The 13,742-nt window shown below is 33.0% G+C and carries 8 protein-coding genes; 2 read left to right on the top strand and 6 right to left on the bottom strand.

Annotation, left to right across the window (positions count from 1 at the left end; all coding sequences use genetic code 11):
- Window positions 1-33: 33 nt before the first annotated feature.
- Window positions 34-2,316 carry an NADP-dependent malic enzyme gene (locus tag H8K90_RS07035; protein WP_186845202.1) on the bottom strand — a complete coding sequence of 761 codons (2,283 nt, stop codon included), beginning with the start codon at window positions 2,314-2,316 and terminating at the stop codon, window positions 34-36.
- A gap of 107 nt (window positions 2,317-2,423) precedes the next feature.
- Between H8K90_RS07035 and H8K90_RS07030 the strand changes: the two genes are divergently transcribed.
- Window positions 2,424-4,790: a DUF5686 family protein gene (locus tag H8K90_RS07030; RefSeq protein WP_186845201.1), complete on the top strand. Its 2,367-nt coding sequence runs from the start codon at window positions 2,424-2,426 to the stop codon at window positions 4,788-4,790.
- Window positions 4,791-4,792: 2 nt separating this feature from the next.
- On the opposite strand, the gene H8K90_RS07025 is transcribed toward H8K90_RS07030, so the two are convergent.
- The 4 genes from H8K90_RS07025 to H8K90_RS07010 form a co-directional block, all read right to left on the bottom strand.
- A complete protein-coding gene (locus H8K90_RS07025) occupies window positions 4,793-6,511 on the bottom strand; it encodes an alpha-amylase family protein (RefSeq protein ID WP_246457546.1) in 1,719 nt (572 codons plus the stop codon).
- Between the two features lie 34 nt (window positions 6,512-6,545).
- Window positions 6,546-7,472, bottom strand: a complete 927-nt coding sequence (locus H8K90_RS07020) for a carbohydrate kinase family protein (protein WP_186845199.1) — start codon at window positions 7,470-7,472, stop codon at window positions 6,546-6,548.
- Between the two features lie 20 nt (window positions 7,473-7,492).
- Window positions 7,493-8,821, bottom strand: coding sequence for an MFS transporter (locus H8K90_RS07015; RefSeq protein ID WP_186845198.1), 1,329 nt, complete (start codon window positions 8,819-8,821; stop codon window positions 7,493-7,495).
- 152 nt (window positions 8,822-8,973) lie between these two features.
- Window positions 8,974-11,604: a TonB-dependent receptor gene (locus H8K90_RS07010; protein ID WP_186845197.1), complete on the bottom strand. Its 2,631-nt coding sequence runs from the start codon at window positions 11,602-11,604 to the stop codon at window positions 8,974-8,976.
- Window positions 11,605-11,758: 154 nt separating this feature from the next.
- On the opposite strand from H8K90_RS07010, the gene H8K90_RS07005 reads away from it, so the two are divergent.
- Complete coding sequence (locus H8K90_RS07005) at window positions 11,759-12,787, top strand: LacI family DNA-binding transcriptional regulator (RefSeq protein ID WP_186845196.1); 1,029 nt, start codon at window positions 11,759-11,761, stop codon at window positions 12,785-12,787.
- Here the strand turns inward: H8K90_RS07005 and queG are convergent.
- Window positions 12,784-13,710 (bottom strand): tRNA epoxyqueuosine(34) reductase QueG, encoded by a 927-nt coding sequence (gene queG / locus H8K90_RS07000; RefSeq protein WP_222611320.1) that lies wholly within the window; start codon window positions 13,708-13,710, stop codon window positions 12,784-12,786. The two genes, H8K90_RS07005 and queG, sit on opposite strands and share 4 nt — an antisense overlap.
- Window positions 13,711-13,742 lie beyond the last annotated feature (32 nt).

Raw genomic sequence — 13,742 nt, 5'->3', positions numbered from 1 at the left:
ATTACAAAGGCTTCATAAAGCCCAAGAAAACAACTATTTCTGCTGTTTTTTTTCACGCTCTTGTGCATCGATAACCGAAATAGCTGTCATGTTTACAATTTCATCTACACTTGCACCTAATTGTAATATATGAACTGGCTTTGCCATACCCATCATAATTGGACCAATTGATTCTGCTTTATTGAGTTCCTTCAACAATTTATACGTAATATTTGCTGAATCTAAATTTGGAAAAATAAGCGTATTCACTTTTCTACCTGCCAATTTTGAAAACGGAAAAATGTCTTGAAGCATTTTAGAATTTAAAGCAAAATCTGCTTGTACCTCACCATCTACAATCATATCAGGATACGCTTTATGTAAATACAATACAGCTTCTTTTACTTTTTCTGCACGAGGATTTTCTGATGATCCAAAATTTGAATACGATATCATAGCTGTTACAGGATCTATACCAAACATTTTAGTAACTCTAGATGTCATACGTGCTATTCTTGCTAAATCTTTAGCAGTTGGGTTAATGTTTATAGATGTATCACTTAAAAACATTGGTCCTCTCTGTGTCATCATTACATTGGTAGTGGCTACTCTAGAAACCCCTGGAGCCATACCTATTAATTCTAACATAGGCTTTACAACTGAAGGATAATTGCGTGAATATCCTGTTATCAAGGTATCTGCGTCACCTACATTTACCATCATTGCAGCATAATAATTACGCTCTCTCATTTTCTTTTCTGCAGAATATATTGTAACTCCTTGTCGTTTACGTTTTTCCCAATATGCTTTAGCATAACGGTTTTTTCGTTCTAATTCTTCGTCTGATTTAGGGTCTATAATTGGCACATCAGCATCAAACTCAATCTCTTCCATGAGTTCAATAATGGTTTCTTTTCTACCCAAAAGAATAGGATGAGCAACACCTTCATCGTAAGCAATTTGTGCCGCTTTTAATACATCTAATTGGTCTGCTTCAGCAAAAACTACACGTTTAGGATTCGTTTTTGCTCTACTCAATAGCATACGAACAAGCTTATTATCTGACCCTAAACGTTCGAGTAAAGAATTTTTATAACGATCCCAATCTTCAATAGGTTCTTTGGCGACACCACTTTCCATTGCAGCTTTAGCAACAGCTGGCGGAACTTCTGCAATTAATCTTGGATCAAATGGCTTTGGAATGATATAATCTTTACCAAAAGTAAGACGTGTTTCTGCATAAGCAATATTAACTTGTTCTGGCACTGGCTCTTTTGCTAATTTAGATAAAGCCTTAACAGCAGCCATTTTCATAGCTTCGTTAATTTTAGTTGCTCTTACATCTAATGCACCTCTAAAAATAAACGGAAAGCCTAAAACATTATTTACTTGATTAGGATGATCACTTCGGCCAGTTGCCATAATTATATCATCTCTAGTATCTATTGCTAATTGGTAGTTAATTTCTGGAACCGGATTTGCCATCGCAAATACTATAGGGTTTACAGCCATTGATTTTAGCATCTCTGGTGATACTATATTAGGTTGAGATAAACCTATAAACACATCTGCATTTTCCATAGCTTCAGCTAACGTATCAATTTTGCGATGTGTAGCAAATTCAGCTTTTTGAGATGTAAGATTATCTCTATTCTCTCTAATAACACCTTTGCTATCTAACATTACGATGTTCTCTCTAAGTGCACCACATGCTTGGTATAATCTTGTACATGATATAGCAGCTGCACCAGCACCACTTACAACAATTTTTACATCCTCAATCTTTTTTTCCGCAATCTCGAGAGCATTTATTAATGCCGCAGCAGATATTATTGCTGTACCATGTTGATCATCGTGCATTACAGGAATGTCTAACTCTTCCTTTAAGCGACGTTCAATTTCAAACGCTTCTGGTGCTTTTATATCTTCGAGATTAATACCACCAAAAGTTGGTGCTATATTCTTAACTGTTGCAATAAATTCTTCAATGTTTTCTGTATCCACTTCGATATCAAAAACATCTATATCTGCAAATATTTTAAAGAGTAAGCCCTTACCTTCCATAACAGGCTTAGAAGCTTCTGGACCAATATTTCCTAGCCCTAAAACCGCTGTTCCATTAGATATTACAGCAACCAAATTACCTTTAGCGGTATATTTATATACATTTTCAACATCTTTTTCGATTTCTAAACATGGCTCTGCCACACCAGGTGAGTAGGCTAAGGACAAATCGCGTTGCGACGCATACTTTTTTGTTGGTACTACTTTTATCTTTCCTGGAGTTGGCTTTGCATGATATACTAAAGCCTCAATACGTTTACTTTGTTTACTCATAATCTGAATGGATTAAGACGCAAAGATAAGTATTTGAACGTTTGTTATAAATATCTAATTGATTTAAAAAAATTCCGTTATTTAGTAACTTATAACACATCCCTTCAATGAAATATTTCTTTTTATTTCCTTTGCTTTTATTGAGTTTAAATATTCATGGTCAATCCCATAAAAAATTCACACTTATCGATGATACAACAGAAAATGTTATCCCTTTCGCTAATGTATTGTTTAGTGAGGTCGATTATAAAGGGACATCTACAGATATTGATGGAGTTTTTTATATACCTCGTGATATTGAAATAATAACTATTAGTTATGTTGGTTATGAAACCAAAACCTTAAGGTTAAATAAAATCACATCTCAATTTATTAGGTTAAAATCTAAAGTTAGCGAGTTAGATGAAGTTGTAATTGATGGCGAAAATCCTGCACATCGTATTATTAGATTGGCTGTTGCTAGTAAAGATCTTAATAATCCTGAAAATTTAAACTCGTATACCTACAAATCTTACGACAAGATTATTATAACAACTGGAAACCAAAAAAAGGAAAGGGATACTATTAGAGAAAAACTCGATAGTATTATGAAAGGTTCTTATTTTTTTATCACAGAGACCATTGCCAAACATAAATATCTAAAACCAAGATTCTCTGAAGACAGTGTTATAGCAACAAGATCATCCGGATTTAAAAACCCTCAATTCGCCATGTTAGCGAATGCTTTTCAGCCATTTTCTTTTTATGAAGAACATATTTCATTGTTTGAAACGAATTACCTGAACCCTATTTCTAAAGGTAGTACACGTAAATATAAATTTAGGCTTAAAGAAGAATATATTAAAGGCAATGATACTGTTTTCGTAATTTCCTTTGAACCGAAAAGCAACAGAAATTTTGAAGGTTTAAAAGGCTTTCTACAAATCAATTCTAATAAATATGCTGTACAAAGCGTGGATGCTACGACATTTAATTCTGGAAAAATTAATGTTACCATTCAGCAGAAATACAATTACATTGAAAATTCGTATTGGTTTCCTGAACAATTAAATTTTGAAATTAATGTAGGAGAAGGTTTTGGAAGCGCTAAGTATGTCGGTAAAAGCTATTTGTCGGAAATTAAACCTAATGCATCATTATCTAAAAAAGATTTTCCATTTTTTTCTGTAACATTACCTAAAGGAGCGAGCTCTAAAGGCGATGACTTTTGGTCACTAAACAGAAGAGACACCTTAGACTTTAGAGAAAAAAGAACTTATGCTTTTATAGATAGTTTAGGTGAGAAAATAAAAATAGATAAGATTTTTAACTTATTACCTAGTCTGCTTAAAGGACGTATTCCTTTTAAATATGTTGATGTGGATATAAATCAACTACTACGATATAATAAATACGAAGGAAATAGAATCGGGTTGGGTTTGTATACAAATGACGATATTTTTAAAGATGTCTCCATTGGTGGTTATGCGGCTTACGGTTTTAAAGATAAAGCCTGGAAATATGGTGGAGATCTTTTAATTGAAGTTCCAGGAAAAAAGGATATTTCTATTCAGCTAAAATATGTAAACGATTTACGCGAAACAGGTAAATTCTCTGGTAATAGCGTTGAAAACCCCTTTGTACAGCGCAACTGGATTGCTAGCCAAATGGATGGCATTGAAGCCTACAGTATTAATACCAACATGAAACTCTACAGAAATATAAATTGGTCTTTAGGCTTTAATACGGCCAAAGTTACTCCGCTTTATGATTATCAATTTGTGTATAATGGCTCTTCAATTACCAATTATACAAACTCTGAAATAAATCTGGGTATTGGTTACCACGTAAAAGAAAAGCTGGTTAACAACTTTGGTATCACAACCAGAATGCCTAATGATGCACCTGTGTTCAACCTTATTTATTCGAAAGGATTAAACGGAACTTTTGACAGTGATTTTAGATATAACAAATTACGATTTACGTTAGACCATAGTTTTAATACCAAAGGACTTGGTAAAACAACTTACCGTTTAGATTTAGGTTATATAGATAGTACACTCCCTTACGGATTATTGTTTACTGGAGAAGGCACTTACGATAAAGATATTCCTTTTGTTGTTCGAAATTATTTTCAAACAGCTGTGCCTTATGAGTTTTTGTCAGACAAATATGCGCATCTATTTACTACACATAATTTTGGAAGATTGTTTAATAACAAAGGTTATCTTCAGCCAGATGTTTTATTGCACAACAACTTTGGAGTTGGTCGTTTAGATAATGCTTCATCTCATCAAAGTATAGCTTTTAAAACCAAAGAAAACATTTTTCTTGAAACCGGTTTAGAGCTTCAAAACCTTATTAAAATACCTCTTATGGAATTAGGTTATTTTGGAATTGGAGTTGGTGCCTTTTACCGTTATGGATATCATCATCTAGAAAAATCCAGTGATAACTTTGCCTTTAAATATTCTATGGGTTTTAGCTTTAAGTAAAGCTAAAAACTTAGCACTTTATTTTCCAATTCATTTTTATAGGTAACGGTAAACTTGTAAGTCTTAAGGTTTGCATTTAATTGCGCCATATGTCCGTTGTTTTTCCAAACTACATCAATTTCATTTTCTAAAGATTCATTGATTTTTATATTACCTAAAAATGCTTTTGAAGTATTTCTTAACCGAATTAACTTTAGCTGATTATTAACAATATCAGTTTTAAGCCCCTTTTTAATAGTATCTAGAGATAATGTCGTTCTATTAATTTCTTTATGTCCTCCACTACCAGCTTCGTCTGCAGCCTCATAATCGTTTTTTCCAGCAAAAATATCTAGATACCATATTTGCGGAATACCTGGCATAAATAACTGAATAGCTCGAGATAATAATAATTTTTGTTCATTTTCACCTAATGCGCTAAAGAATGTGGCATTAACTTGATAGTAAGAAATCTTTTTACCAGAAGGGTCATATAAATTTTTTACTCTACCTCCACGATCCATAATCGCATTCATTATATCTTCTATCTCTTCATCTTCTAATAAGCCTTTGTTATATGTACCATTAACTTCTTTCCCTTTTAAATCTAAAACAGGAATTCCATCGTGGCACCCTAACATGTTTACAGTCTTGTAATCTTTATCAATTATTTCTTTGGCCCACTTTATCAAGGCTTTATTTTTACCTTTTTCTAGCGTATGAATAACTAATCCTGGCAAGAAAAAATCATATATTTGGTAACCTTTCTCGGCAACCTCATCGTGTAAATCTAACCCATATTCTGCATGGATTTCTGGCAAGAGTATTAATTCATTTTTTTTGGCAATTTGGTTAATGCGCTCTAAATGTTCCCAAGTACCTGGCTTATTGAAAAAGTTAGATTGTCCAACTTCTTTATGCAAATATGCAAAGGCATCTAATCTCAAAATTTTACACCCAAAACGCTTTACCTTAGCTAGTGTTTCTTCATAAAAATCCCAAACCAATTCAGAATTTGCATTAACATCCATCTGACCCAAATAGGTGCAGTTGCGGTCTACTACGTTTTGTATTTCGTGTTTTAAATGATTGAAATTCTTAAAGTCTATAGAACTAAAATCTTTATTTTGCTCTATAGCCTTATTAACCTGTTCTACTATTATTGTTTTGTCGACATTATTTAATTCTTTAATACTATTTAAATCAGCTTCAGAAATTTTATTGTAAGTAATTTGCTGATAAAAAGTATTCCAATACGGTTGTTTAGACCCATCTGGAAAAGGTACTTTTAAAATAGGTAAGCCTGATTTTCTCATGAATAACTTATTGAGAAATTCTTCTTTGGGGATTATAATTCCATCTTCATTTTTTGTCCCGTTACCTTCCCAAAAGGTATTCCAGTTAATAAAAAAGTCTTTGTATTTAGAGTCTTCTCCATGCTGTAATAAATCTTTAAACTGAGGTGAAGCAACAGATAAATGATTTAATACTATATCAAACTTTAGCATAATATTTAGCTCATTCAATGCCATTAAATCTTCTTCTGAAACTAATTCTTTATTAAGGTTATAGTCAATTACAGAAAAACCTCTGTCTAAATCACTATTGAAAAAAGTAGGTAGTACATAGAATAAAGAAAATGCATCTTTAAACTCGGGCATTTTAAGCATTTTAATTGTATCGCTTAATTTGTTACCAATACTATCTGGATATGCATTTAGCATTACACCATTTGAAATCATATGGCTCATTTTTTAGATTCTTAGTAAATAATTACTATAAAAGTTTAGATAAAATATCGATGTTATCTGGTAGTCTTCCAACGTTTTGAAGTTTTAGGGCCGCCAATTGCAAAGCAACCTCTAGACATTCCTTACTAGGCTTTTCTTTAATGTAAGCGAATAAGAATCCAGACCAAAATGCATCACCAGCGCCAGTGGCATCCATTACATTATCTACTTTTATGGCTGGTAATTGTATAGTTTCTTTATTTTTTTGAGCTAATTTAACACCTTTACTACCCAATGTTAAACATATTGTGTCGACTCCTTCGTTATGAAAAAATTCAAAAATTTCATTGTGTGGTAATTTGCGCTCAAAAAGCCTAAGCATATCGTCCTCACTAATTTTAATTAATGGATTAAATTTGCAATACGCTGAAATTACTCTTAGCGCTTCCTCTTTATCGTCCCAAAGCTCATCGGCATAATTAATATCAATACTTAACTGACAGCCTAAGTTAAAAGCTTCTTCAGCTTTTGTCAATATAGTTGATTGAGCAGGGTTTTTACTAAGAGCAAAGCATGTAGTATGAAAAATATTAGTATATTTTAATAGCTCCCTAGAAATTTGATCTTCTAAAATAAAATAATCCGCCTCGCGATAAGGTATAAATTCTGGTGTATTTTGAGTTCTAGAAACAAAGATTACACTAGTTGGTTTTTTCTCTATTTTAGAAATGGATTGTGTATTTACATTAACTTCATTTAATCGTTCAAAGATGTATTCGCCAAAACCATCATCGCCAACACTGGCTACCATTTTAGAATTTAATCCTAACCTTGCCGAATTCATGGCCACATTAGTAGGTGAACCTCCTAAATACCTATGATAATCTCTCGTATTATTAATTTGAACATCTTTTTGATGTCCGATAAAATCTATTAGGACTTCGCCTACACATAGAATGTCTATGTTTTTCATAATAAATTTAGATTAGATTTTTAGTGACTTGTTGATGGTGGTATAATAGTATCTGATGTTTTTTTATTCTTAATAAGCATCGTCAAAACGGCGCTAATGATTAAAAGTACTCCAGCAAATGTTATAGCTTGACGTGGATCATTATTTAAAAAATGTTTTAAAATATAACCGAATGATACAGTTTGCAAAATCATTGGTACAACAATCATCATATTAATAATTCCCATATATACTCCATACCTTTCTTTTGGAATTTCGGAAACTACCAACAAATATGGTATACCCATCATACTTGCCCATCCAATACCAAAACCTGTTATTGCAAAAAATAATAAGTTTTTGTTTTCTATATGAGGGAAAGCTAAAAAACCTATTGCAGCTATAAGTAAACAAAAGGCATGCACCCTTTTTGCACTGTACTTTTTCGCAAAGCCAACTAAAGCAAATGCTACCAAAAAAGTAACCACATTGTACCAACCGTTAACGAGACCTGTCCAGCTTACTGCCTCACTATAAGCTTCTTTATTATCAGGTGTTGCATTCCAAACAGAAAGGGCAACACTTTTTGATGAATTTTGCCAGTAACAGAATAAAGCATACCATTGAAATAAATATACCAATGCTAACTGCCACATTACTTTTGGCATATCTTTTATGGCGGCAAAAATTTCTATCAAGGGCCCTAAAACACTTCGTTTTTCACTTTTTAATTTTGCCAACTCTTCATCAGTTGGTGGAATTTCTTTTGTTTTACTAATACTCCATAATATTGAAGCTATAGAACAAAACGCTCCTAAGAAAAAGGAAGCATATACCCAAGTTGGTAATGACCCAGTCATTCCTATAAAAATCATAGGAAAGATAAACAATGATAAATTAGCTAAAACTTGCCCCAAACCAGTAAAGAAGCTTTGCATTTGAAAACCTAAAGGTTGTTGCTCATCATCTAGATTATCTGCAATAAGAGCTCTGTAAGGTTCCATTGCTGTATTATTACCTGCATCTAAAATCCAGAGTAAACCAGCAGCCATCCATAAACTACTACTAAACGGGAAAGCTAATAGAGTTAAACTACATAAAATTGCTCCAATTAAGAAAAATGGCTTTCTTCTTCCGAATTTTGGACTCCATGTTTTATCACTTAAAGCACCAATAATAGGTTGAACTAATAATCCTGTAACTGGCCCAGCGAGATGTAATATCGGAATTTGATCTGGACTAGCACCTAAGAAATCATAAATTGGTGTTACAGCACTTTGTTGTAGACCAAAGCTATACTGAATTCCGAAAAACCCAACATTCATATTGAGTATTTGCCAGAAGCTTAATTTAGGTTTTGTCTTTAACATAGTTCTGATTTATTTTAAAAATTGTTGTTAATTTGATACCCTCAATTAGTCGTTTTAAGAAAAGAGCCAGTGATAAATATTTAGCACTGACTCTTTTTTACCAATCAATCAAACTTAAAAATTATTATTAACTCAAATAATAAATTCTTTTCTTAAAATTTATATTGTAAAGATAATGTTGAAGAACGACCACTAATAGATCTTGCTCTTACTAATCTATTACTACCGAAAGCACCATCACCATTTCCTTCAACCTCAGTAATACCTACAGTGTCAAATAAATTGTTTACACTTAACACTAAAGAAAGTCCTTCAGTTAAACCAGCTCTTCCAATTAAATTAAAATATGCATATCCTGGCATAACTAAATCATTATCATCTTGAGCATAAGATTTAGATGTTCCTAAAACACTTAATGCTACTGAATGTCTGCTATCTGCACCGAAATTATAAGAAGGCGAAAAATTATAAACAAAATCCGCTTGTCTTCTTGGTGTATTACCTTTATTAGCTCCACCATCAATTTCTGCTTTTGTCCAAGTTAAAGAACCGTTTACATAGAAGTTCTCACCAAAAGCTAAAGCTGTTTCTGCTTCGATACCCAATGCTTTAAATGGGTTACCAACAGTTCTATTTAATTCATTACTAATTCCTTCTTCAGTGTTACTCATAAAACCTGTTAGATTAAGGACACCATTTTTAAGTCTTTTCTTGTAACCAACTTCTAGTTGAGAAAGTTCATCAAATTGAACATCACCTTTACCATCTGTTCCATAAGTATTTCTATCTGCAGCTCTACCTGAAGCACCTGCACTATATCTTGCAAATACTGCAGAACCATCATCTATTTTATAATTTAAACCAGCAGAATATGATACAAAGTTGTAATCATCATTAACGATTTGTCCATCTGCACCTGATACGATTGGTACAACTTGCTCAATACCTTGTATAACACCATCACCATTGTAATCGTAAGAATCAGTACTAGTTGGACCTGCCGCGATATTACCATTAACCTTAACATTCTCAAAACGCACACTTCCATCAAAGTTTAACTTGTCATTAATGTCAGCATCTATACCAACATACGGTGAATTCACTGTATGCACAGTATTATACTTACGTTGACAACAGTTACCCCAAACTGGTGTACCATAAGAATATTGACCATTTCTTGAGAAACCATCAAAATCAGCTAACCTTGCATCTCCTCCTCCTTTAACTTCAGAAAGAAAAGAGCTCCATTGCCATCCTATTTTAGTATTTTGTGTTGCAGTAAATAAACCAGCAGTAACACCAACATTATCGCCAATTTTTTTAGACACTTTTACGTCACTAAAAAAGTTACTTAAATCATCTACAGTTACATCGAACATATGTATAATTTGTGCTAATCCATTTGATGGATTAAAAGCTTCTCTAGCACCATCTGCATAAACTAATGGTTCTGCACCAGCACCTGCAGCATCTCTGGCAGTTGCCTCGATATCTGCAACTGTACCAACAGCAGCTGTAAATGGAGCAACCCATTGACCACTATTATTAGAATATCTTGCTTTACCTGTTAACGTCCAATCGTTAGGTAATGTAAACGAGAATTCAGCACCAATTGATTTTGATATTGGGTTATTACCATTCCTAACATCATTAGTATGATTTTCACCAGTAAATGGAGATGTACCTGCACTTTGCTGTAAATATGCTGATTGCACAGCATCTGATGTTATATCAAATCCAGGTAAGTTAGAATATGTAGGATCGTCATTATCACCCTCTAATAGCATTGGCATTGGTAAATACATTACTGATTTGTCATTTAAAAATTTGGTATACACACGTACATAACCACTTTCAAATCGTTTAGTAATATTTGCTTTAAATTGTCCACCTTTATTTCCTTGGTAACCAATTTCTCTTGGTCCTTCACCATTTCTCATAAATCCACCAATATGATAAGACAAACCATTACCTAATGGTGTACCATATTCAAAATCTAATCTGCTTGTCTGGTAATCCACTCCAAATGTAGTCGCTATAGAACCACCTTCTGTAGAACCAGTTTTACTAATCATGTTGATAATACCTGCAGGACCATTTGAAGTTTGCGTAGATGCAGAACCACCTCTTATAGCTTCAACTCTTGCTATATTTGAGTCTATTCTTAAAAAATTATCAGAATTTCCAAAAGATGTATCACCAAATAAATTTAATGGTAAACCATCTTCTTGAATTTGAAAATATCTTGAACCACCAGAAGAAACTGGTACACCACGCACATTAAAATTGGCATTACCTTCACCACCTGATGATTCTGCACGAATACCTGGAACATTTCTAAAAAGTTCACCAGCACTTCTTGGCGCAGCTTGTTCGATTAGTTTAGCGTCTATTGTGGAAACAGAGACACTCGACTCTAGTTTAGATTTTGGGTTTACAACACCTGTTATCACCACCTGATCTAATGATTCCGCATCCTCCGCCATAGTAATATCAACAGTAATGTCACTACCATCAATTGTAATAGATTTTTTAAATGTTTTAAATCCTAAATATGAACCTATTATTGTATAAGTTCCGTTTTCTACATTAGAAATTATATAATTTCCATCCATATCAGATACAGCACCTTTTGATGTACCTTCTAAAATTACATTTACACCAGGAAGAGTCATACCTTCAGTATCTTTAACGATACCTGAGATACTGCTTTGCGCAGAAACCACCACTGTTATCATTGTAAACAGTAATAGCAAATACATTTTGTTGTTTATTGATTTCATTTCATCAAGTTGTTTAATTAGTATTTTATTAGCTTAATATTTGTCAAATTTATATTTATGTGTAAAAAAAAATAAAGAATTCTCATCGAAAACGTTTTCGTTTCACCGAAAACGTTTTCGATTTTATTATATTTGCTATTATTTTTCTTCTATTATGAAACCCGTAACCCTAAAACAAATTGCTGAAACATTAAATATGTCTGTTTCAACAGTTTCAAAAGCCCTAAAAGATTACCCAGATGTTAGTAAAAAGACTAAACGCTTGGTAAAGGAAACTGTAGATCTTCTCAACTACAAACCAAATGCATTTGCAGTTAATCTCAGAACTAAAGAATCAAAAACAATAGGTCTTATAATTCCTGAAGTTGTACATCATTTTTTTTCAAGTGTAATTAAGGGAATTATTGCTAGAGCTGAAAAAAAAGGTTATCTGGTTATAATTCTTCAATCCAATGAATCTTATGAACTTGAAAAGAAACAAATTGATTTATTATTAAGCAAAAGAGTAGATGGCATCCTTATTTCTCTTGCTAATGGAACTGGTAATTTTAAACACCTTAATGATTTAATTTCACAAGACTTACCTCTGGTAATGTTTGACAAAATTGCAAAAATCGTTAATTGTTCTAAGGTTATAATTAATGATCGTAAAGCAGCTTATACGGCTACACAGCATTTAATTGACACTGGCTGTAAGCGTATTGCACACTTTAGAGGGCCACTTTTACCACAAAATTCAATTGATCGTTTTTTAGGTTATAAAAAAGCTCTAACAGATAACGGTTTGCCTTATGATCCATCTTTAGTCTATATCTGTGAATGTGGTGACAATAGCTTTGAAGAAGGTAAAGAGAGTGCGAGAAAATTGTTAAACGACCATACAGATGTAGATGGTATTTTTATTAATACAGATATGGTGGCTATTGGTGCTATTACTGAATTTAACAAATTAGGAATTAAGATCCCTGAGGATATTTCTGTCGTTGGTTTTAGTAATTGGTTTATGTCTTCTGTTATATCACCTACTTTAACCACAATCAACCAACCTGGATATGAAATGGGTAAAGAAGCCTTTAAACTTTTATATAAGGAGATTAAAAACAGAAAACAAAATTCACCTATAAAATTAAAAACTATAGAATTAGAAACAAAGCTTATTAAAAGAGGTTCAACAAAAAACTAGTCTTTAATAAAATCAATATTCCGCTTCAACCCAGAAAACTTTGTACGCTTTACTGCTGATTTTTTAAACACTTTTCTAAACGTATCTTCTGTAATTTCTTCCCAGTCTTTTTTGGTCATGGATAATAAATCTGGATGTGGATTGAATAAAGGTTCACTATGCGATTTAGAAAAGCGATTCCAGGGGCAAACATCTTGACACACATCACAACCGAACATCCAATCATCAAATTTTCCATTAAATTCTGTTGGTATGTTTTCTTTGAGTTCTATGGTGAAATACGAAATACATTTGCTACCATCAACCACATAAGGTTCCGTTATGGCTTCTGTTGGGCACGCATCAATACAGGCTGTGCACGTGCCACAATGGTCAGTTACTGGATAATCGTAATCTAATTCTAGATCAATAATTAATTCTGCAATGAAATAGAAAGAACCGACTTGTTGGGTTAGTAAATTGGAATGTTTCCCAATCCAACCTAAACCCGATTTTGCAGCCCAAGCTTTATCTAAAACTGGTGCTGAATCTACAAATGCTCTGCCACCAACCTCACCAATTTCATCTTGAATAAACTGTAATAATGATTTTAGTTTGTCTTTAATAACGAAGTGATAATCTGTGCCATAAGCATATTTTGAAAGCTTATAGGAATCTTCGGTTTGAATTTCAGAAGGGTAATAATTCAGTAGCAGGGACACTACACTTTTAGAACCTTCTACTAATAACGTTGGATCTAAGCGCTTATCGAAATGGTTTTCCATATAACGCATTTCGCCATGAGCATTATTCTTCAACCATTTTTCGAGACGAGGTGCTTCTTCTTCTAAGAATTCAGCTTTACTAATACCACAAGACAAAAATCCGAGGCGTTTGGCTTCGGATCTAATGAGTTCTGTATATTTAGTTTTGTTGTTTATCATTATGGTATTCTGAAACGAATTCAGAATAATAA

Source organism: Winogradskyella echinorum (assembly GCF_014297365.1).
In the GTDB taxonomy this organism is placed as follows: Bacteria; Bacteroidota; Bacteroidia; order Flavobacteriales; family Flavobacteriaceae; genus Winogradskyella; species Winogradskyella echinorum.
The sequence above is the reverse complement of the archived record's forward strand: the minus strand, read 5'-3'. Positions and strand labels throughout refer to the sequence as shown.